Genomic DNA, 20157 nt, shown 5'->3' with positions numbered 1-20157 from the left:
TAAGTAAACAGGTATTGCCTTTAAAATTTCTTCCCACATAAAAGTAAAGAGCCGTTACATTAAATTTTTGCACCGTAGCTTAAGTCACCCGCATCTCCTAATCCAGGCACGATATAAAAATTTTCATCTAACTTCTCGTCAATGCTGCATGTCCAAACGGAATGGGGTAGGGAAAGGTTCTTTGAAAGATACTGTAGTCCTTCCGGTGCAGCTACCAGCGAGGCTACGTGAATATGCGCTGGGGTGCCGTTCTTTACCATGGCATTTACAGAATCTATAATCGAACGACCTGTCGCTAACATAGGATCAATAAGTATCACTGTTTTTCCTGCCAGAGAGGGAGTCGCCAGATAACTTAATTTTATTGTGATATTTTCTGTATTTTCTTCGCGGTAAGCTCCAATAAAACCGCAATCTGCGCGGTCAAAGAAATTGGCAAACCCCTGAAAATAAGAAAGCCCGGCTCTCATAATAGTAAGCAGAATGGGCTGATGCAGTATAGTATGAATCGATGAGCTTCCCAGGGGTGTAACAATGTCTCTTTCCTGGTAGGCTAAAGCTTTTGAAATCTCATACGCCATAATTTCACCAAGCCTCTCTGTATTTCTCCTAAACCTCATACGGTCTTGCTGAATGATTTTATCGCGCAGCTCTGCTAAAAATTGATTGGCTATTGAATTATGTTTAGTAAGCACAAACACCATTACTACTGCTTTAAATTGCTCCGTAATTTATTAATTAATATTCCAGATTATTGCTGATGGCCCTCCGGTCTTTAATTCTTTACAACTAAAATCAAAAAAATCGTGCTAACTGCCGTAACTGGAATATATTCGTGGCTTGTAGTCCCATACCAGAATCCCGTAAAGGAATGATGGATAATTAATTTGAGATACTGATGAAATTATTGAAACAACTCTGTGAAATCCATGCCCCTTCCGGGGAGGAGTATCGAATGACTGAATTTCTGCTTAAGTACATCAAGAAGGAAAAGAAGAAATGGAAAACAGAGCCTGAGATTTTTTATGGTGAAGAGTTTCAGGACTGCATCGTCCTAAAATTTGGGAAACCACGCACCGCCATCTTTGCGCATATCGATAGCATTGGTTTCACAGTGCGCTATCAAAATCAATTGTTGCCTATCGGAAGCCCGGATGCCGAGATAGGCACCCTGCTTGTAGGTGAAGATTCCATGGGGCCAATTGAATGTTCACTCTCTTTCGATAATGAAAACCATGCCTTTTATAATTTCGGAAGACAAATTGATCGGGGAACATCACTCACCTACAAGATAGATTTTCGCGATAGCAAATCGTTTATACAAACACCTTACCTCGACAACAGGCTGGGTGTTTATGTAGCCTTACAGGTAGCAGAGACATTAAAAGACGGTGTCATTGTTTTCAGCTGCTGGGAAGAACACGGTGGAGGCAGTGTGCCTTATCTGGCAAAATACATCTATGAAAATTGGAAAGTTAAGCAGGCACTGATTGCCGACATCACCTGGGTGTCGGATGGTGTTGAAGCAGGCAAGGGCGTAGCCATCTCGATGCGCGATAGAAATCTGCCCAGAAGAAAATTCGTTAACCAGCTGATCGAGATTGCCCGAAAAAGAAAACAAAAGTTTCAACTTGAAGTTGAAGGGATGGGCTCCAGTGATGGCCGCGAACTCCAGGTATCTCCCTACCCGTTCGACTGGTGTTTTGTAGGAGCCCCGCAGCAAAATCCGCATACGCCCGATGAGAAAGTCCATAAAGACGACATCAAAAGTATGATCTCGCTGTATGAGGTATTGATGAAAGATCTGTAAGGAAGCCTGTATAGGAAGGCTATACGAAAGGGAATGTAGTACAAGTATTCTCTAAGCCTCTTCTAAGTCTTCTCTAAGTCTTCTCTAAGACATTGTCCACTCTCCCTGCACTCTTTGTGCACTCTCCCTGCACTCCTCGTGGGGCGGTCAGTAAAGGTTTTATATCTGTCGAATGGTGGTGAGGTTGCTGCAATAGAAAATTGCCTATGATGGGCCAAACGATATAATTAAGATACTAAATTTTTGGGACAAGAGGAAGCTAAAATGGTTATTAATTTTCTTTGATACACGTCTTTGTTCTAATGGCCTCATCCCTTTTGCAGGTGTCCTTACAAATGGAAAGATAGTTGAGAGCAAGATTTCTTGAGGGGAATAGAATTAGATGGAGATTAGAGTAGGTGAGCGCTTTAATCCCTGGCGGCCCTGTCATAAACATACCATAGATTCACAAATTCTGTTAATTTTGCCGTCCCTAACGAGAAGGCATGAAGATTAAAAATCTGGAGTTTGTTGAGTTTATTGGAGAATCAGAACTAAAACAGAGGGTTTTAACGCTGACCGAAGAAATTAATCGTGATTATGCCGAGAAGTCGCCCGTATTTCTGCCTGTGCTTAATGGTTCGTTTATGTTTGCCTCTGACTTAATGAAGGAAATGAAAATGCCTTGCAAAATCTCTTTTGTGAAGGTGTCTTCATACAGTGGCACACAAAGTACAGGGCAGCTTAAAACACTTATTGGGTTAGACGAGAGCTTATTCAATCAAAATGTTCTTATTGTCGAAGATATAGTTGACACCGGTTTAACACTTCAAAAAATAATTGACGAGCTTAAATCACTAGGTACAAAATCAGTCGAGGTTATCTCATTGTTGCGAAAGAAGCCTGCGCGCGAAAAAGGGCTAGCTGTACGATACATTGGTTTTGATATTGAAGATGAATTTGTGCTTGGATATGGCCTGGATTACGACGGGTTGGGACGTAATTTGAAGAACATTCTTAAAGCGAAACGTTAAAAATCGTTTGTGCAGATTCGTAAATAGTATTTCATTCGCTTATCTTGGTCAACTTTTATTAAACATTTTTATCGTAAAACACCAGAATATAAAATGATTAACATCATCCTGTTTGGCCCCCCGGGCGCTGGCAAAGGCACACAAAGTGCTAAACTTATTGAAAAGTATTCCCTAACACATATTTCAACAGGAGACCTCTTTAGAAAGCATTTGAAAGAAGGTACTCCCTTAGGTAAGCTTGCCCAGGATTTTATGAACAAAGGAAATCTTGTTCCCGATCAGGTTGTCATTGACATGGTAGATGATAAGATTAAAAACAGTGGCAATATAAGCGGCATTATCTTCGACGGTTTCCCGAGAACAATACCTCAGGCCGAAGCGTTGGATAATTTACTAAAGGCCAAGAATGCACCAATAAAAGTATTGGTAGAACTTGTAGTAACAGAAGAGGAGTTACGCAAGCGATTGGCTGACCGGGCTATGAAAGAAAATCGTCCTGACGACGCTAAGCCTGAAGTAATAGAAAACAGAATTTCAGTTTACAAAGCGGAAACTGCTGCTGTAGCAGAATACTACAAGAGACATAATAAATACGCTTCCGTAATAGGCATAGGCGATATTGAATCTATTTTCAAAAATATCTGTACGGAGATAGATAAGAGTTTGTTGGTTTAAATTTTCTTAAAAATAAAGCGTGTCGTCTCCTAATTTTATTGATTACGTAAAGTTTAATTCCCGCTCGGGGCATGGCGGGGCGGGCTGCCTGCATTTTCATCGCGAAAAGTTTATTCAGAAAGGTGGTCCAGATGGGGGCAATGGGGGCCGCGGAGGACATGTAATTTTACGTGGCAACGCACAACTATGGACACTGCTTCATTTGAAGTATCGCAAACATGTTATTGCCAGCAATGGTGAAGCAGGTGAAGCACAGAACCAGACTGGCGCGGACGGACAAGACGAAATTATTGAAGTGCCTCTAGGAACGGTCGCAAAAGATGCCGAGACAGGTGAAGTAAGATGTGAGATCAATGAAGATGGTCAGGAGTTTATTCTTACCCGGGGTGGCAGAGGTGGAAAAGGAAATCTGTTCTTTGCAACGTCTACCAACCAGGCACCACAGCATGCACAACCGGGCGAACCGGGCATAGAGGAATGGATAATCCTGGAATTAAAACTTCTTGCAGATGTGGGTCTCGTAGGTTTCCCTAATGCTGGTAAATCAACTTTGTTATCAATAGTATCAGCAGCAAAACCAAAAATTGCTGACTACCCTTTTACAACCTTAACGCCGAACTTGGGCGTTGTCGCATATCGCGATGGGTTATCATTTGTGATGGCGGATATTCCCGGAATAATTGAAGGGGCAGCTGAAGGAAAGGGGTTGGGAATACGCTTTTTGCGTCACATCGAAAGGAATTCATTGCTGCTATTTCTCGTGCCTGCCGATGCTAAAGATATCAAGAGCGAGTTCGAGATCCTGTTGAATGAACTCAAGAAGTATAACCCGGAGTTATTAGACAAAAAGAGAATGTTGGCAATTTCTAAGTCAGACATGCTGGATGAAGAGTTGATGGCTGAAATGAAGAAGGAATTACCAGCGGACATACCAGCTGTTTTTATCTCCTCGATAACTCAACAAGGAATAACAGAACTTAAGGATACTATTTGGAGGTTACTCCATTCCTGAGCTATTTGAAGCGGAAGGACACTACTATGCCAGATATTTCAGTCTATAATATAAAATTAGACAAGTAATCAGGTCAAAGTGTCACAAAAATGGCTTTGGCAAACTTATTGACAATGCGGTTAATCAATCTGTAAACAATGGAAGAAAACAACACACAACAACAGACTGAAGAACAAGTAAACAAGACGGCAGAGGCTTCTGCAGAGAATGTTGCAACAGAAACAGCACCTGAAAGTCAGGATGTAAAGGCAGAAGAGAATGCTAAAGAAATTGAGATGACAAAACTTAAGGCAGAAATTGCCGAATCAAAAGATAAATATTTGCGCCTGTATTCTGAATTTGAAAACTTCAGAAGAAGAACGGCCAAAGAAAAGCTTGAGATGGTTCAAACGGCAAATGAGCAACTCATAAAAGCAATGCTGCCGGTATCTGACGATTTTGAACGTGCTGAAAAATCGTTTAAGGATAAAAATGACAAAGACTCAGAAGGATTTCTGTTGATCCAGAGCAAGTTTAAAAAGGTGCTTGAGCAGTATGGTGCTAAACCAATGGATATTCAGAAAGGTGCAGATTTTAATGCAGATTTTCATGAGGCCATTACGCAAATTCCGGCTCCGGAAGAAAGTCTTAAAGGGAAGATCATTGATGTTGTTGAAAAAGGGTATTTATTAAACGATAAAGTAATCCGTTACGCAAAAGTTGTAGTGGGTAATTAATTCAGAAAATAGAATGTCAACGAAACGCGATTATTACGAGATATTAGGAGTGAGTAAAGGCGCTACCCCTGAAGAGATAAAAAAAGCTTACAGGAAAGTAGCTATTCAATTTCACCCTGATAAAAATCCGGGAAATAAAGAAGCTGAAGAAAAGTTTAAGGAAGCTGCTGAAGCCTACGAAGTTTTAAGCGATGCTGAAAAGCGAGCGCAATATGATCGTTTTGGTCATTCAAGGCCAGGTTCTGGCGGATTCAGTGGTCACAACATGAATATGGATGATATCTTCAGTCAGTTTGGAGATATTTTCGGAGGAGGCAGTCCGTTTGATAGTTTCTTTGGTGGTGGGGGAAGTACCCGTGGCGGAAGAAGACAAAGGAAAGGATCAAATCTTCGAATTAAGCTAAAACTCTCCCTGGATGAAATCGCGAATGGTGTTGAAAAGAAAATAAAGGTAAATCGTCTCGTCCGTGCTGAAGGTGTAACTTTTAAAACATGTCCTACCTGTCAGGGTACAGGTCAGATAAGAAAAGTAGTTAACACCATGCTTGGGCAGATGGTGTCTGCTACTACTTGTTCATCTTGCGATGGCTCAGGACAAATAGTAGACAAAAAACCATCAGGGGTTGACAATTCAGGACTAGTTTCGAAGGAGGAAATAATTTCAGTTAAGATTCCTGCAGGCGTTGCAGACGGAATGCAACTATCTATGTCTGGTAAGGGAAATGATGCACCTGGCGGGGGTGTTCCTGGCGATCTGTTGATACTCATTGAAGAACAGGAAGACAAACACCTGAAGAGAGATGGCAATAACCTTGTTTACGATCTTTATATAAGCTTTGTTGATGCTGCATTGGGTACAACAGTAGAAGTTCCTTCTGTCGGAGCAAGGGTTAAAATTAAAATAGAGCCAGGTACTCAAAGCGGAAAAGTATTGCGTTTACGCGGCAAGGGTTTAAAGGATATTAATGGGTATGAAACAGGTGATCAGCTCATTTATGTGAATGTATGGACACCTAAAAAACTTACCGCTGAAGAAAAGGCCAAATTGGAAAGTTTTAGAAACTCTCCCAATTTTGAACCTAATCCAGATGCAAATGAAAAAAGCTTTTTCGAACGCATGAAGGAGTTCTTCAACTAAACCTTTAGATAAATAATTTCGTATAACCCTAAATACGCAGGTTTTTTTATCATTTTTTAAAAGATAATCTTAACACTTCGTAACCTAATTGGGGGTAGCACGTAATTATCCATCATGCAGAAAAGTTTTTGGTTAACGCTTTGCGGAATTGCTTTTGCGGGAATAGCTTGGGGACAGATAAAAAAGCAATTTACGGTAGAAAATACCCAGGCTTGCGAGAATATTAGACTTCATTTGAAGGCTAATAGCGGCAACTGCTATATTAAGCCGAGCCAAAATCCCGAAATTCTTAATGTTTTCAGTAATCAGGATGCCTCATCCTATTCTCATAATTACCGCAAAGAGATAAAAGGTAAGACTTGCGAAGTTTACCTCAATGTCGAAGAGACCAATTCAGAAGGTATAGGTCGTACCATCTCCACCCGTATGTTTGGATCAGAAAAATCAGGCTCTAATAAGCTATGGAAGATATACCTGACAGAATCCAAGCCTTATAACCTGGAACTGGATTATGGAATCGGGAATGCTCATATAGATTTGTCAGGCCTCGCAATCAAAAAACTTAAGATTAATACAGGAAGTGCCGATGTCAACGTAGGTTATTCTGCATTGGGCAATAAAGTAGATATGGATACTTTTTCAGTTAAAGTAGACCTAGGCTCACTGAATATTAAAAACCTCAACTTGTCCAAAACGCATTATATGATAGCGGATGTGGGTTTTGGTAACATGACTTTAGATTTTAGCAGTACCCCTCTTGTGAGTAATACCATTAAGGGGAGCGTAGGCGCAGGCAACCTCACCATCATTCTCCCTTCTGATGAAACTCCTGTATTAGTTAAAGTACACGATTCGTGGCTTTGCAGTGTAAAAGTACCGGCTTCTTTAAAAAAGATATCTGAAAACACCTTCGCGAATGCATCTTATAAGAAAGACGCAAAGAATTCGCTCAGCTTCGACCTGGATGTTTCCATGGGAAGCATCGTATTTAGAGAACCGGCTAAATAATTCACACCTACATTTTTGTTTTTATTATCTCTTCCATTGTAATTCCTTATTAGCTTTGAATACTAATAACTGGAATGGTAAGAAGGAATTTTATTCCTTCAGGTGTACTCTAAACTTAAACCTCAGTGGAAGCATTAATTGCAAAAGGCGTAACCAAACGTTATACGAATCATACTGCGCTTGATAACGTTGATCTCACAATTCCTGAAAAAACAATCTATGGATTATTAGGTCCTAACGGGGCAGGGAAAACAACTTTAATCCGAATCATCAATCAGATTATTAATGCTGACAGCGGTGATATTACCATTTTCGGCGAGCGTTTGCATCAAAAACATATTGGAACTATTGGCTACTTACCAGAGGAACGCGGTCTTTATAAAAAATTAAAAGTTGGAGAACAGCTCATATACCTGGCGCAGCTAAAGGGTTTAAGCAGGGCAGATGCGATTCAGAAAAGCAAACAATGGATTAAAAAGTTTGAGATTACGGAATGGTGGAATAAGAAGGTTGAAGACTTGAGCAAGGGAATGGCGCAAAAGGTTCAGTTTATCAGTACCATTATGCACGAGCCTCGCCTTATCATTCTTGATGAACCGTTCTCAGGTTTTGATCCTGTTAATGCCCAACTCATTACAGACGAAATTCTTCAATTAAAAGAAAAGGGCTGCACCATCATTTTCTCAACCCACAGGATGGAGACTGTTGAAGATCTGTGTGACCATATTGCCTTAATTGATAAATCAAAGAAAATACTTGAGGGCTCGAAAAAGAAGGTAAAGGATACTTATAGAAGCAATACTTTCCTTGTCGATCATAAAGGAGTCTTTAACTCAACTTCTGAAAAGTACTCCATTTTGAGTCAGAAAAGTTTAGAAGACGACTATTATCAAACCATTATAAAAATTACAGGAAGCGCAACTTCTAATCAGCTCATCAGAGATCTTACTGATTTGACAGAGGTGCATGGCTTTGTAGAGAAAATACCGACTATGAGTGAAATATTTATTGCGTTGGTAAAAGGAGAAGTTGAGACAGGCCGAAATTCAATTAATTAAGTAGAATCATAATTCTGAGAAGATGAATAAAATCTGGTTGATATTCCAGCGTGAGTTTTTGAATCGCGTACAAAAGAAATCCTTCCTCATTGCTACTATTTTAATTCCTATGATCTTTCCTGCCATTATTGCGACTATGGCTTACATATTCGTGAAACAGGAAGAAGGAGCCCAAAAAACAAAAGTTCATGTTTTGGATAAGAGCGGCAAGATTGATCTTGAGAATACCGATCGATATGAGTTTTTAAATGTGACGGGCGACCTGGAGCAGGCAAAGACTACGTTTCAACATTCGGAGGATTTTGCGTTAATGTACATTCCTGAGTTCGAGTTATCAAAACCAGAGGGGATAACACTTTATACCAAAGAGAATCCAAGTATGAGAAGGATCCAGGACTTGGAAAAGATGCTCGAGAACAAAGTGCATGATTTGAAACTCGCACAGTTTAATATTGATAAGGAAATATTAAAGAGTTTGAAAACATCGATAAGCCTTAACAACATCAACCTAAGTGAAACAGGGGAAGAGAAGGAAAGTAACACAGGGATGCTCTATGGATTAGGCTTTGTACTAGGTATCCTCATTTACATCTTCGTTCTTGTATACGGCATGCAAATCATGCTTGGTGTAATAGAAGAGAAAACAAGTAAGATTGTTGAAGTCATTGTTTCCTCGGTAAGGCCATTCCAACTTATGTTGGGAAAGATACTTGGCATTGCTGCAGTAGGGTTGGTGCAGTTTACAATTTGGGTTATTCTTATTATGGTTACCTCTACAGCCACTTTAAGCTTTTTTGGCCTGGATAAGAAACAGCAACAGGCTATGGAGCAGATGGCAAAGATGAACAATCCTGCAGCTTCAGATATGGCACAGATGCAGGATAACCCTGTTGCAAAGGTGCTGGGATCAATTGATAAAATTCCTGTAGCTTTTATCGTATTCAATTTTGCATTCTATTTTCTGGGAGGCTATTTACTATACGGGGCGTTGTTCGCGGCCGTTGGTTCTGCTGTTGACTCGCAACAGGAGGCGCAGCAGTTTAATCTGCCTATTATGCTTCCCTTAATTATAGGATACTTTGCACTTTTTATGTTCATTCTGCCAGATCCGCATAGTACCGCCAGCTTTTGGTTTTCAATCATACCATTCACGTCACCCGTAGCAATGGTAGGAAGACTGGCATTTGGTGTGCCCACATGGCAATTAATTTTGTCACAGGTTTTACTTATCGGCGGGTTTATTTTTACAACATGGATTGCTGCAAGAATATATCGTGTTGGAATATTAATGCACGGAAGTAAGGTAAATTACAAAGTGCTGCTGAAGTGGTTTATGATGAAGGGATAGGCAACTCGGATTCTTGATGCTGGATTCTGCCTGCTAATTACTGTAAGAATCGGAAGGGCAGCATCTGCCATCAAGTATCTTTTCCTTACTTTTCTGACCGCATGGCTAAGAGATCTCCAATACCATCTGTTGATTTTTATCAGAATAATCCAAGACTAAAGTGGGTTGTGCTGGTAGTGAGTTTTCTTATTAGTGTTGTGTCCATCTATTATACCGATGTTTTAGTTGATCAACTCAAAGAGCGCGAGCGACAGCAGGTGCATCTTTTTGCCCATGCTATAGAATATACCTTAAATGAAAGTCAAAACAACAATTTCCTGTTTGTATCGGAAGAGATTATTAACAAGAATAATTCAATTCCAACTATTCTGGTTGATGAGCTCAATCAGGTGTTGGGTGTAAGGAATGTTAAAATTGATTCAAGTCGGTCCATACAAACCATTAACCGCCAGTTAAAAGATGAACTTGCTGAAATGGCGAGCACTTATGATCCAATTATTATAAACTTAAGGGACCCAAATTCCAATGAAACCTTTGGAACCCAGAAGTTATACTATAAGAACTCTTTTTTGCTCACACAGCTCATCGCTTATCCATATATACAGCTTTCCGTCATTGCAATTTTTGGTTTTATAAGTTATCTGGCCTTTAGTTATTCAAAGGCAGCAGAGCAGAACAGAGTATGGGTGGGCTTGGCAAAGGAAACTGCACATCAACTAGGTACACCGCTATCGTCATTAATGGCATGGATAGAGGTAATCAGAGAGTTTCCTGAAATCAGAAATAGGGGCATTGTAGAAGAACTTGAAAAAGATATCCAGAAGCTTAGAATTGTAACAGAGCGGTTTTCGAGCATAGGCTCAGTTCCGTCCTTAAAAAAAGAAAATATTGTGGTGCTGGTGAATAATGTAGTTAACTATTTGAGGCCGCGGGTATCTGCAAAGATTAAAATTGAAGTGTTTACATTGTCAGAAACCATTTATTCTATGGTTCATGCACCCTTATTTGAATGGGTAATAGAGAATTTGTGTAAAAATGCAGTAGATGCTATGGGTAGTTCAGGGCACATTGCCATCAAGATTTTAAGAGGAAACGAAGGCAAAGTTTTTATTGATGTTTCTGATACCGGTAAAGGCATTCCAAGGTCGAAAGTGTCGCTGGTATTCAGACCGGGCTTTACCACTAAAAAAAGAGGTTGGGGACTAGGCCTGGCGCTGGCAAAAAGGATAATAGAAGCTTATCATAACGGCAAAATCTACGTCAAATCATCGGAAGAGAATGTGGGCACAACCTTTCGGATTTCACTAAATGCCCTTTAAATCATCATTTTTTGCCGACTGGATTTATACCTTGTTTTTCGTAAGTAAAACGTTATATAATTCCAAGCGCGCCCTTTGTACTTCGTTTATTATACCATACTTTTGCGGTCGAATTTTCTGACCCTAATATCAAATTATAGCACAATGGCAAATATTGGAAAGATCACCCAGGTAATTGGCCCTGTAGTAGACGTAGCCTTTGATGGCGCAGGTTCTAAATTACCTAACATCCTTGATTCATTGGAAGTGGTTAAGGCTGACGGTACCAAAGTTGTTTTGGAATGCCAGCAACATCTCGGTGAAGACCGTGTAAGAACCATCTCCATGGAAGGAACCGAAGGTTTAGTAAGAGGAATGAAGGTGGTAGACACTGGCTCTCCTATTAAAATGCCAATTGGAGATGATATTAAGGGACGCTTGTTTAATGTTGTTGGTGAAGCTATTGATGGTATTAAACAACCAAAAGGCACACAATCATTGCCAATTCACCGTGCTGCCCCTGCTTTTGAAGATCTTTCTACAGCTACAGAAGTTCTTTATACAGGTATTAAAGTAATCGACCTTATCGAACCTTATGCAAAAGGTGGTAAGATCGGGTTGTTTGGCGGTGCTGGTGTAGGAAAAACAGTTTTGATTCAGGAGTTGATTAATAATATCGCGAAAGCATACTCAGGTCTTTCAGTGTTCGCTGGTGTAGGGGAAAGAACACGTGAGGGTAATGACCTTCTTCGCGAAATGATTGAAGCAGGAATTGTGAACTACGGTGAGGAGTTCATGCATTCATTACATGCAGGCGGCTGGGATCTTTCTAAAGTTGATGAACAGAAATTAGCAGATTCTAAAGCAACCTTTGTGTTCGGGCAGATGAATGAACCTCCTGGAGCACGTGCTCGTGTGGCTTTATCTGGTTTAACTGTTGCCGAATATTTCCGCGATGGTGATGGAAAAGGAAAAGGTCGTGATATTCTCTTCTTCGTTGATAACATCTTCCGCTTCACACAGGCTGGTTCTGAAGTATCGGCTCTTTTAGGTCGTATGCCTTCAGCCGTAGGTTACCAACCTACACTGGCTTCTGAAATGGGTGCTATGCAAGAGCGTATTACTTCAACAAAAAATGGTTCTATCACTTCGGTTCAGGCCGTTTACGTACCTGCTGATGACTTGACTGACCCTGCTCCTGCAACTACGTTTGCTCACTTGGATGCTACAACCGTATTAAGCCGTAAAATTTCTGAGCTTGGAATTTACCCTGCGGTAGATCCTTTGGATTCTACTTCACGTATCCTGCGTGCTGAGATTGTTGGTGATGAACACTACAACTGCGCACAGCGTGTTAAAAATATTCTTCAGCGTTATAAGGAATTACAAGATATCATTGCCATCCTGGGTATGGACGAATTGTCTGACGAAGATAAGCTTGTTGTACACCGCGCTCGCCGTGTTCAACGTTTCTTGTCTCAGCCTTTCCATGTTGCTGAAGCCTTCACTGGTTTAAAAGGTGTTCTTGTTGATATTAAAGACACTATTAAAGGCTTTAATGCAATTATGGACGGGCAATATGACCACCTTCCTGAGATGGCATTCAATCTTGTAGGTAGCATAGAACAAGCTGTTGAGAAAGGTGAGAAAATGTTAGCTGAAGCAAGAGCATAATTAGTTTCAGAGTTGAACTTTAGACTTAAGACGTTATAAAATGTATTTAGAAATATTAACACCAGAGAAGAAAGTGTTTGAAGGCGATGTAACCATTGCAACGTTTCCCGGTGCTGATGGTTCATTTCAGGTTATGGATAACCACGCCCCCCTTATTTCGCTACTTCAGGAAGGTGTGGTAGAATACAAGTCTAAGGAGGCTGCTGTTGCAAGTGTTAAAATAAGCGGTGGCGTTGTAGAAGTTCTTAAGAACAAAGTAGTGCTTCTTGCTGATGGCATCGTAGCTTAAGCACAGAAGTAATAATATTGAAAAGAGGACGGCTTTGTAAGTCGTCCTCTTTCTTTTAAGATGCTACCTGTCGTTTTGCTTCAGTTAAGAATAATCAGCTCTTAAAATAAAAACCCGGACAAAGCCGGGTTTTATAATATCGGTATAGACTACTTTATTTTATTGTCTTGCCAACCACTGGATAAAGAACACAACACCAATTACAAAGGCAATTACACCAAGAATCCAGAAGATATCAGCAGCACCACCTAATAGTATTAATACTAAACCTACTGCTCCAAAAATTGCAGCAAGCTTTAGATCATGGTCCATCACTTTGCTTTCTTTTACTGAGGCACCGTTATCACCTTTCTTAATTTTTGTCAATTGCTTCATTTTAGCTTTTAGCTCTTTCTTCAGCTCTTTGCGTTCAGTGCCAGACATAGTCGACACTTTTTCGGCAATCGCTTTTTTATCCGCACTTGTCAAAGTCTTTTTAGTTTCAACAGGAGCTGCAGGGGCTGTACTTGCAACTATAGATTCTTCTTTTACTAAAAGAGGGCTTTCAATTTCTTGAGCAGGGTTAACTTGTGCTTGTTCATTTTGTTTTGCAACAGCTGGCTTCTTTCCGCTGTTGTAATTGTAATAATCAAAGTTGTAAGCATACTTCGGCGAAGAACAGCTAGCGAAAACGATAGCGGCAGCAATAAGTGATAGAATTTGTTTCATAGAAAACTGTTATTGTTTGTTTTTAAATTTATTAGTGATTCGGTTAAAAAAACGCCTTTCAAACTGCCAAAAAAAATCAAACTGGCCAAATATAAATCCGTAGGCTAACAATAAAACGTTATAAAGCGGCAATATGAAGATGTAATATAGTACTGTTCCGACGGTTGAACTTTCTTCATTTCCTGATAACCACTTCATAATTGGCTCTTTGATAAAGAGCACTGTAAAGCCTGTACAGGCAAATACTATAAGTACAATCACTACTTGAAATGGACTTTTAAGATTCCATTTGTTTTTAAGTCGTTGTATCCACAAAGGAGTAGGCATGTGCTATAATTATAATTTTTACAGATTTTGGAAATTGCTCCAATACTCTGTTGATGGAGGTTCTGCTTCAAATGTCATAGGTTCATTTTTTACAGGATGTACAAATTCTAATTTTTTTGCATGTAAACAAATACTTCCATCAGAGTTTGCGGCTGAAGATCCATATTTTACATCTCCAACGATGGGGCAACCGATGCTAGCCAGTTGTACCCTTATCTGATGAGGTCGTCCTGTTATTGGATTTACCTGAAGTAAGAAGAGGGCGGAAACGTTTTTTATTAGTTTATAGCTAAGCTCAGATTCAAGTGCATTTAAAGTCTTTCGCGGAAACGCCGTGGTCTTATTTTTCTTTTCATCTTTTAATAGCCAATGAACCAGTTTATCCTCTGGTTGTTTTGGCTTTTTATCTACGACGGCCCAATAAGTTTTCCTGGTTTGCTTCTCTCTGAATAATGCATTCATGCGCTCCAGTGCTTTTGAGGTCCGAGCCAAAACTACAATACCACTTACAGGCCTGTCAAGGCGGTGTACAACACCCAAGAAAACAGCTCCGGGTTTTTTATACTTCTCTTTGATGTACTCCTTACAGAGCTCGACAAGCGGAGTGTCACCGGTTTCATCTCCCTGAACAAGAATACCCGAGGCTTTATTTACTACAAGAAGATGGTTATCTTCATAGATAACTGTAAATGGTTGTTCCATAAGATGGAATCAAACTTCTTAAATTTTGGTATCTTTATAAAGGATTAACCATGCAAACTGTAAAGATCGATAGGACAAAAGAATGGACGGTTGAAGATTATCTTCAATTGGGGGAGATGAATACGCCCTGTCAGTTAATTAATGGAGAATTAATAATGAATCCTTCACCAACCCCGTACCATCAGGCTGTCATAGGAAACCTCTATGAATTAATTAAACCTCTTGCAAAAGAAGCCGGAGGTCTCGTTTTTCTATCTCCGCTTGATGTTCACATCGATAAAAAAAATGTCTATCAACCTGATTTGATCTATATAAGGTCATCAAACAAACACATAGTAACACAACGTGCTATAGAAGGGGTACCCGATCTTGTTATTGAAGTGATTTCTCCTTCCAATATTTTCTCTGATAGGAACACAAAGAAAAAAGTTTATCAGCGTATAGGTGTTGCCGAGTATTGGATTGTAGACCCGGCAAACCAAACACTTGAAGTCTATCTTAAAGATCAAACTGATCCTGATGTTCCCTTTCTTTATGTTGTTACTGAAGGCATAGTTACCTCTACGGTATTAACAGAACTTCAATTCAATCTCAACCAGATTTTCTGAATTAATTAATCTTTGAACTCAGAAGTAAAGTGAAAATGGATTTCGGGGAAGTTGTCTTGCACCATTTGAAGCCACGCTCGTGACTCAGCCATAAATACAAGTTTTCCATCTTTGTCCCGAGCAATATGTCTCTGCTTCGACTCAATAAATTCGGCAAGCTTTTTAGGGTCTTTACTGCTTATCCAACATGCTTTGTAAATGTTCTGCGGAACAAACTGAGCAGTGGCATTATACTCATTCTTTAGCCGGAACTGAATTACCTCAAACTGAAGGGCACCTACTACACCTACTACCTTTTTCTTTCCAAGTTCGTAAGTGAAAAGCTGTGCAACGCCTTCTTCCATAAGTTGCGATAAACCTTTTTCAAGCTGTTTGGTTTTCATCGCATCCATGTTTACTACTTCTTTAAAAATTTCGGGAGAGAAGCTGGGAATACCAGTGTATAACACCTTCTCACCTTCAGTAAGTGTATCACCAATTTTAAGATTACCGGTATCGTATATACCAACGATGTCGCCAGGCCATGCTTCATCTACCGTCTCACGATCTTGTGCCATAAAGGCGGTAGCATTGGAGAAGCGAAGGCTTTTGTCAAATCGTACATGGTAATAGTTACTACCTCTTTCAAACTTACCGGAGCAGATTCTTAAGAACGCAATCCTGTTCCTATGTTTAGGATCCATGTTTGCATGAATCTTAAAAATGAATCCTGAGAATTTATTTTCGTTAGGCTCAATAATTCTCGCTGTTGTTTCCCTTGGAATGGGAGGAGGTGCAACTCTGATGAAAGTATCTAACAGTTCTTTTACACCAAAGTTGTTAACCGCACTACCAAAGAAAACAGGGGCAACCTTGCCCTCCAGGTAATCTTCAATATCAAAATCGGGATATACACCTTCAATCAATTCGATGTCGGCTCGTAACTGCTTGGCGTTGTTTTCACCCACGTAGTCGTCAAGAAGTGTGTCATTAATATCTTTAATCTCTATGCCTTCTTCAACCGTAGTTTTACTCGGCGTAAATAAATGCAGACTTTTTTCGTAAAGGCTGTATACACCTTTAAAGGCTTTCCCCATGTTAATGGGCCAGCTCAACGGGCGAACTTTAATGTTTAGTTTCTCTTCAATCTCATCCAAAAGCTCGAATGGATCTCTTCCCTCACGGTCTAATTTGTTAATAAAACAGATAACAGGTGTATTCCGCATGCGGCATACCTCCATAAGTTTTTCTGTTTGTATCTCAACACCTTTAACACAGTCGATAACCATGATAACACTATCAACAGCTGTAAGGGTGCGGTATGTATCTTCGGCGAAATCCTGGTGACCAGGGGTATCAAGCAGGTTTATTTTAACATCCTTGTAGTTAAAGCCCATCACAGAGGTAGCAACAGAGATACCCCTTTGCTTTTCAATTTCCATCCAGTCAGAGCGGGCATGGTCCTTAATTTTGCTCGATTTTACGGCTCCTGCCTTTTGAATAGCCCCTCCGAAGAGAAGCAGTTTTTCTGTTAAAGTAGTCTTTCCCGCATCGGGGTGACTTATAATTCCAAATGTTCGGCGTTTCTGTATTTCCTGTTCCAAACTCATCAAACTTAATAAAACTGTACGTATTGTCGATTTGTTCAATCCGGGTGCAAAAGTAGTTAAAATGTGCACGCGTATGACTTTTTTATTAACCCCGAAAAACTATATTCGGGCAATTCAATAACACAATATGCAATACAGAAGATTCGGCAGAACAAACTGGAATGTAAGCGAAATAGGCTACGGCATGTGGGGCTTGGCAGGTTGGACAGGCACAGACTCCTCCGAAGTAGACCAGGCGCTGGAACTGTCAGTTGAACTGGGATGTAATTTTTACGACACCGCCTGGGGTTACGGTGCGGGCAAAAGCGAGCAAATACTAGGGCAGCTACTGAAACGCCATAGCAACAAACGCTTATACGCTGCAACTAAAATCCCTCCTAAAAACTTTAAATGGCCTTCTAAATCTCATTATACATTGGATGAGTGCTTCCCTGCAACACACATCATTGAATACACGGAAAAGAGTTTGAAGAATCTAAATGTTGAATGTATCGACCTGCAACAGTTTCATGTTTGGGAAGATGGGTGGCATGATAAAGACGAATGGAAGGAAGCCATTACAAAACTAAAGAAGGAAGGTAAGATAAAACACATCGGCGTTAGTGTAAACCGATGGGAACCAGACAATGTATTGAAAACATTGGAGACTGGCTTAATAGACACAGTACAGGTGATCTATAATATTTTTGATCAATCCCCTGAAGATAAACTGTTTCCTTTATGCCGAAAGTTAGATGTAGGAGTTATTGCACGGGTTCCTTTTGATGAAGGCTCGTTAACAGGTACACTTACGAAAGACACGGTCTTTCCGAAAGACGATTGGCGTGCAACATACTTTGTTCCTGAAAATCTTAATTCAAGTGTTGATCATGCAGATGCGCTTAAGCCACTCGTTCCTTCAGGTATGACAATGCCTGAGATGGCCCTTCGTTTCATTTTGTGTAATGATGATGTTCATACTATCATTCCTGGAATGCGGAAGATTAAAAATGTAAAAGCAAACACAGCAACAAGCGATGGTAAGAAGCTAGACAAAACTCTTCTTACTAAACTTAAAGATCACCGATGGGATAGAACACCAACAGAATGGTCTCAGTAGTTATACCTAAGTACCAGATAGATTAAATAATCTAAATGTGATGAATAAAGAGGCTAGGTGCCTCTTTATTTTTTATAATCATATTTTCCTCTCAAAATGCTTCTACTTTTTTCGTACTCTGTGTAAGAATTACACAAATAACTTAATTATTCTTCTCCCATTCTAAACTTGGGTTCAAGTTCGTGATTCAACCGCAAATGGGATTACAGTGAAAAAACGTTAATCAGACAAGTTTTGGTAAGCAAATGGATACACTTTATGATTAACTAACTGCTGTAAATACACAAGTAATGTTAATGTATTCTGCTCTTCCGACGAGTTGCATTACGCTTCTTTTAAATTCCTAATTTTACGGTAGTTAAACGTTTGACTGAAAATATTTTTAAGAAAATTTAAACCTGTTGCTTCCTCTTTCGTTAGAGGTTGCAGTAGAAAATTAAAGCAAAACATTTAAACACATTTATGAAATTTTTAAACCCCACTACTTATTTAAGTATTCTATTCATTTCTATGGCAACTATCTTCTCTGCTTGTGAAGGTGACCAGGGAGAACCAGGCCCGGCAGGGGCTCAAGGTGAGCAAGGCACCAAAGGCGATAAAGGCGATGCAGGCGAAGGTTTTGAAGATGCTACTTCATTAGGAAATATAAAGGTTACAGTTGAGGGTATCGATCCTAAGGGTAATACTTTTTCAAAGCAATTAGACTTCAAATATTCACTTCCGGATTTGGATTTAAGTTCTGTTTATTTTGATGGCGAAACGGAAAAAGGCTTCAATGTTGCGAGATTCTCGCATCCTATTGTAGCTAATTATGAAAGTGATCCTGATGTCTTATACTATAACCTTTATGAGTGGGAAGTAGAAGGATCAAAAGAGTATGACCAATACGTTTCTATTAATACTACCATATCCAACAATTTGAAATATTTTTATTTTGAAGCAAGTTTTGGGGAGTGGTATTTAGAAGGAGAAGATTTTGATATTACTAGTTATACTTATAATCCTGAAACTGGAGTATTTACGTTTACTGTGAATGTAACTATTCCGGCGGAGTATAACAATTCAGGGTCAGAAGTGACATTAAAGTTAGAAGGAAATGTAATTGTTTATGAATACGTACAATCTGAAAGTGATGATTTCGGTAGAATGAGCAAAGAGCAAGTAAAAGAAAAAATTATGACAGCATTTAAAAATGCTTTAAAGAAATAAACTTTGCTATGTTGTAAATAAAAAAGAGGCTCCTTGCAGCCTCTTTTTTATTTACATTAATTTTTAGTTCTTCTTTTTCTTTCCTCCGCCATTACCCTTATCAGAAGAATTACGTTTCTTATCTGATGAAGCTTCAGTGGCTGGGCTTGGACTAGCTTTCTTCTGCTGGCCTGGGGCATACTCTTTCGCAGATTTACTTCCTGAAACTTTTTTTGCTTGCCCTGGCGGTAGCGAACCAGATTTTGTCGTTGTGCCAGACTTAGGTTGTAGAACAACTGTTTTTTTAGAACACGCTGAAAAAGTTAAAGCAATAATTAAAAAGGGAATACATACACGTCTCATCATCTCCTGAATTTTATCAAAGATACCACTGATCGTATCGTGCCGATAAATGATGTAACATCTTCTTGTAATTTGCTTTATCTCAGTAGTGGATGTGGTCTCTATCCGTTATTTTTTGATGTTGCTCTATGCGCGAGGCACTTTTATCCATTATCTCATTTCTATAAAACAAAAAAGTTGTCAGTAATGCTACTTACTGGCAATCGGTTACAGACGGAAAGAAACCCTTTGAATAAACTTGATAACGGCGTAATATCGGTCTGAATACATTGGAAATACATCTTACATACGTCGTAGGTTCGATGTACGTTCGATGTAGGATCGATAAAAGGCCCTTTTCTCGATCCTACGCCGTGTCTACGCCTTATTTACATTGTTTCTTCGATGTATTTGCTATGTATTCGCCCCGTACTCACGACGCTTCCACTATTAAATCGGAATTGTAGTTCAAGGGAATTCGGGTTCGAAGGGGAAACTAATCTGACTGGCCGTCATCAAAAAGATTAGGTTGTGACATTTTTTAGAGTCCAGGCC

The 20157-nt window shown here is 39.7% G+C and carries 21 protein-coding genes; 15 read left to right on the top strand and 6 right to left on the bottom strand.

Annotated features, from left to right (window positions below; translation table 11 throughout):
- Window positions 1-59: 59 nt before the first annotated feature.
- Window positions 60-704 carry a uracil phosphoribosyltransferase gene (upp, locus tag KK060_RS15355; RefSeq protein ID WP_302180098.1) on the bottom strand — a complete coding sequence of 215 codons (645 nt, stop codon included), beginning with the start codon at window positions 702-704 and terminating at the stop codon, window positions 60-62.
- Window positions 705-898: 194 nt separating this feature from the next.
- On the opposite strand from upp, the gene KK060_RS15350 reads away from it, so the two are divergent.
- The 12 genes from KK060_RS15350 to atpC all read left to right on the top strand — a co-directional run bounded on the left by KK060_RS15350 (window position 899) and on the right by atpC (window position 13039).
- Window positions 899-1810, top strand: coding sequence for a M20/M25/M40 family metallo-hydrolase (locus KK060_RS15350; RefSeq protein WP_254154642.1), 912 nt, complete (start codon window positions 899-901; stop codon window positions 1808-1810).
- A 485-nt stretch (window positions 1811-2295) separates the two neighbouring features.
- Window positions 2296-2823, top strand: coding sequence for a hypoxanthine phosphoribosyltransferase (hpt, locus tag KK060_RS15345; protein WP_254154641.1), 528 nt, complete (start codon window positions 2296-2298; stop codon window positions 2821-2823).
- A 93-nt stretch (window positions 2824-2916) separates the two neighbouring features.
- Window positions 2917-3498 carry an adenylate kinase gene (locus KK060_RS15340; RefSeq protein ID WP_254154640.1) on the top strand — a complete coding sequence of 194 codons (582 nt, stop codon included), beginning with the start codon at window positions 2917-2919 and terminating at the stop codon, window positions 3496-3498.
- Between the two features lie 19 nt (window positions 3499-3517).
- Window positions 3518-4510 carry a GTPase ObgE gene (obgE, locus tag KK060_RS15335; RefSeq protein ID WP_254154639.1) on the top strand — a complete coding sequence of 331 codons (993 nt, stop codon included), beginning with the start codon at window positions 3518-3520 and terminating at the stop codon, window positions 4508-4510.
- Between the two features lie 137 nt (window positions 4511-4647).
- Window positions 4648-5226, top strand: a complete 579-nt coding sequence (locus tag KK060_RS15330; RefSeq protein WP_254154638.1) for a nucleotide exchange factor GrpE — start codon at window positions 4648-4650, stop codon at window positions 5224-5226.
- 13 nt (window positions 5227-5239) lie between these two features.
- Complete coding sequence (gene dnaJ / locus KK060_RS15325; protein WP_254154637.1) at window positions 5240-6364, top strand: molecular chaperone DnaJ; 1125 nt, start codon at window positions 5240-5242, stop codon at window positions 6362-6364.
- 114 nt (window positions 6365-6478) lie between these two features.
- A complete protein-coding gene (locus tag KK060_RS15320; RefSeq protein WP_254154636.1) occupies window positions 6479-7372 on the top strand; it encodes a toast rack family protein in 894 nt (297 codons plus the stop codon).
- 125 nt (window positions 7373-7497) lie between these two features.
- Window positions 7498-8430: an ABC transporter ATP-binding protein gene (locus tag KK060_RS15315; protein WP_254154635.1), complete on the top strand. Its 933-nt coding sequence runs from the start codon at window positions 7498-7500 to the stop codon at window positions 8428-8430.
- A 22-nt stretch (window positions 8431-8452) separates the two neighbouring features.
- Window positions 8453-9778, top strand: coding sequence for an ABC transporter permease (locus tag KK060_RS15310; protein WP_254154634.1), 1326 nt, complete (start codon window positions 8453-8455; stop codon window positions 9776-9778).
- Window positions 9779-9879: 101 nt separating this feature from the next.
- Window positions 9880-11097, top strand: a complete 1218-nt coding sequence (locus KK060_RS15305; RefSeq protein WP_254154633.1) for a sensor histidine kinase — start codon at window positions 9880-9882, stop codon at window positions 11095-11097.
- A gap of 144 nt (window positions 11098-11241) precedes the next feature.
- Window positions 11242-12750, top strand: a complete 1509-nt coding sequence (gene atpD / locus KK060_RS15300; RefSeq protein ID WP_254154632.1) for a F0F1 ATP synthase subunit beta — start codon at window positions 11242-11244, stop codon at window positions 12748-12750.
- A gap of 40 nt (window positions 12751-12790) precedes the next feature.
- Window positions 12791-13039 (top strand): ATP synthase F1 subunit epsilon, encoded by a 249-nt coding sequence (gene atpC, locus KK060_RS15295; RefSeq protein WP_254154631.1) that lies wholly within the window; start codon window positions 12791-12793, stop codon window positions 13037-13039.
- Window positions 13040-13198: 159 nt separating this feature from the next.
- On the opposite strand, the gene KK060_RS15290 is transcribed toward atpC, so the two are convergent.
- The 3 genes from KK060_RS15290 to KK060_RS15280 are packed head-to-tail and all read right to left on the bottom strand — an operon-like array spanning window position 13199 to window position 14776.
- A complete protein-coding gene (locus KK060_RS15290; protein WP_254154630.1) occupies window positions 13199-13747 on the bottom strand; it encodes a hypothetical protein in 549 nt (182 codons plus the stop codon).
- A gap of 9 nt (window positions 13748-13756) precedes the next feature.
- Window positions 13757-14074 (bottom strand): DUF6787 family protein, encoded by a 318-nt coding sequence (locus tag KK060_RS15285; protein ID WP_254154629.1) that lies wholly within the window; start codon window positions 14072-14074, stop codon window positions 13757-13759.
- A gap of 18 nt (window positions 14075-14092) precedes the next feature.
- On the bottom strand, window positions 14093-14776 hold the full coding sequence (locus KK060_RS15280) for an RluA family pseudouridine synthase (protein WP_254154628.1): 684 nt from the start codon (window positions 14774-14776) through the stop codon (window positions 14093-14095).
- A gap of 50 nt (window positions 14777-14826) precedes the next feature.
- Here KK060_RS15280 and KK060_RS15275 point away from each other — a divergent pair, with 50 nt between their 5' ends.
- The gene (locus tag KK060_RS15275; protein ID WP_254154627.1) at window positions 14827-15384 is read left to right on the top strand and encodes a Uma2 family endonuclease; all 558 of its coding nucleotides are present in this window, start codon (window positions 14827-14829) and stop codon (window positions 15382-15384) included.
- Between the two features lie 5 nt (window positions 15385-15389).
- On the opposite strand, the gene KK060_RS15270 is transcribed toward KK060_RS15275, so the two are convergent.
- Window positions 15390-16973 carry a peptide chain release factor 3 gene (locus tag KK060_RS15270; RefSeq protein ID WP_254154626.1) on the bottom strand — a complete coding sequence of 528 codons (1584 nt, stop codon included), beginning with the start codon at window positions 16971-16973 and terminating at the stop codon, window positions 15390-15392.
- Between the two features lie 127 nt (window positions 16974-17100).
- On the opposite strand from KK060_RS15270, the gene KK060_RS15265 reads away from it, so the two are divergent.
- Window positions 17101-18072, top strand: a complete 972-nt coding sequence (locus tag KK060_RS15265; protein WP_254154625.1) for an aldo/keto reductase — start codon at window positions 17101-17103, stop codon at window positions 18070-18072.
- Window positions 18073-18534: 462 nt separating this feature from the next.
- On the top strand, window positions 18535-19281 hold the full coding sequence (locus tag KK060_RS15260) for a collagen-like triple helix repeat-containing protein (protein WP_254154624.1): 747 nt from the start codon (window positions 18535-18537) through the stop codon (window positions 19279-19281).
- A 63-nt stretch (window positions 19282-19344) separates the two neighbouring features.
- Here KK060_RS15260 and KK060_RS15255 read toward each other — a convergent pair whose 3' ends face one another.
- Complete coding sequence (locus KK060_RS15255; protein ID WP_254154623.1) at window positions 19345-19626, bottom strand: hypothetical protein; 282 nt, start codon at window positions 19624-19626, stop codon at window positions 19345-19347.
- Window positions 19627-20157: the final 531 nt, after the last annotated feature.

This window comes from Chryseosolibacter indicum (assembly GCF_018598585.1).
GTDB classification, from domain to species: Bacteria; Bacteroidota; Bacteroidia; order Cytophagales; family Cyclobacteriaceae; genus Chryseosolibacter; species Chryseosolibacter indicus.
Note: the sequence above shows the minus strand (reverse complement) of the source record. Positions and strands in the feature narration are given on the sequence as shown.

What these genes read in the sequence shown, in the direction of transcription:
- upp (WP_302180098.1), bottom strand. Translation starts at nt 704, where the DNA reads ATGGTGTTTGTGCTTACTAAACATAATTCAATAGCCAATCAATTTTTA.
- KK060_RS15260 (WP_254154624.1), top strand. Translation starts at nt 18,535, where the DNA reads ATGAAATTTTTAAACCCCACTACTTATTTAAGTATTCTATTCATTTCT.
- dnaJ (WP_254154637.1), top strand. Translation starts at nt 5,240, where the DNA reads ATGTCAACGAAACGCGATTATTACGAGATATTAGGAGTGAGTAAAGGC.
- hpt (WP_254154641.1), top strand. Translation starts at nt 2,296, where the DNA reads ATGAAGATTAAAAATCTGGAGTTTGTTGAGTTTATTGGAGAATCAGAA.
- KK060_RS15340 (WP_254154640.1), top strand. Translation starts at nt 2,917, where the DNA reads ATGATTAACATCATCCTGTTTGGCCCCCCGGGCGCTGGCAAAGGCACA.
- KK060_RS15280 (WP_254154628.1), bottom strand. Translation starts at nt 14,776, where the DNA reads ATGGAACAACCATTTACAGTTATCTATGAAGATAACCATCTTCTTGTA.
- KK060_RS15275 (WP_254154627.1), top strand. Translation starts at nt 14,827, where the DNA reads ATGCAAACTGTAAAGATCGATAGGACAAAAGAATGGACGGTTGAAGAT.
- KK060_RS15350 (WP_254154642.1), top strand. Translation starts at nt 899, where the DNA reads ATGAAATTATTGAAACAACTCTGTGAAATCCATGCCCCTTCCGGGGAG.
- KK060_RS15255 (WP_254154623.1), bottom strand. Translation starts at nt 19,626, where the DNA reads ATGATGAGACGTGTATGTATTCCCTTTTTAATTATTGCTTTAACTTTT.
- KK060_RS15305 (WP_254154633.1), top strand. Translation starts at nt 9,880, where the DNA reads ATGGCTAAGAGATCTCCAATACCATCTGTTGATTTTTATCAGAATAAT.
- KK060_RS15320 (WP_254154636.1), top strand. Translation starts at nt 6,479, where the DNA reads ATGCAGAAAAGTTTTTGGTTAACGCTTTGCGGAATTGCTTTTGCGGGA.
- atpD (WP_254154632.1), top strand. Translation starts at nt 11,242, where the DNA reads ATGGCAAATATTGGAAAGATCACCCAGGTAATTGGCCCTGTAGTAGAC.
- KK060_RS15270 (WP_254154626.1), bottom strand. Translation starts at nt 16,973, where the DNA reads ATGAGTTTGGAACAGGAAATACAGAAACGCCGAACATTTGGAATTATA.
- KK060_RS15330 (WP_254154638.1), top strand. Translation starts at nt 4,648, where the DNA reads ATGGAAGAAAACAACACACAACAACAGACTGAAGAACAAGTAAACAAG.
- KK060_RS15310 (WP_254154634.1), top strand. Translation starts at nt 8,453, where the DNA reads ATGAATAAAATCTGGTTGATATTCCAGCGTGAGTTTTTGAATCGCGTA.
- KK060_RS15290 (WP_254154630.1), bottom strand. Translation starts at nt 13,747, where the DNA reads ATGAAACAAATTCTATCACTTATTGCTGCCGCTATCGTTTTCGCTAGC.
- KK060_RS15285 (WP_254154629.1), bottom strand. Translation starts at nt 14,074, where the DNA reads ATGCCTACTCCTTTGTGGATACAACGACTTAAAAACAAATGGAATCTT.
- atpC (WP_254154631.1), top strand. Translation starts at nt 12,791, where the DNA reads ATGTATTTAGAAATATTAACACCAGAGAAGAAAGTGTTTGAAGGCGAT.
- KK060_RS15265 (WP_254154625.1), top strand. Translation starts at nt 17,101, where the DNA reads ATGCAATACAGAAGATTCGGCAGAACAAACTGGAATGTAAGCGAAATA.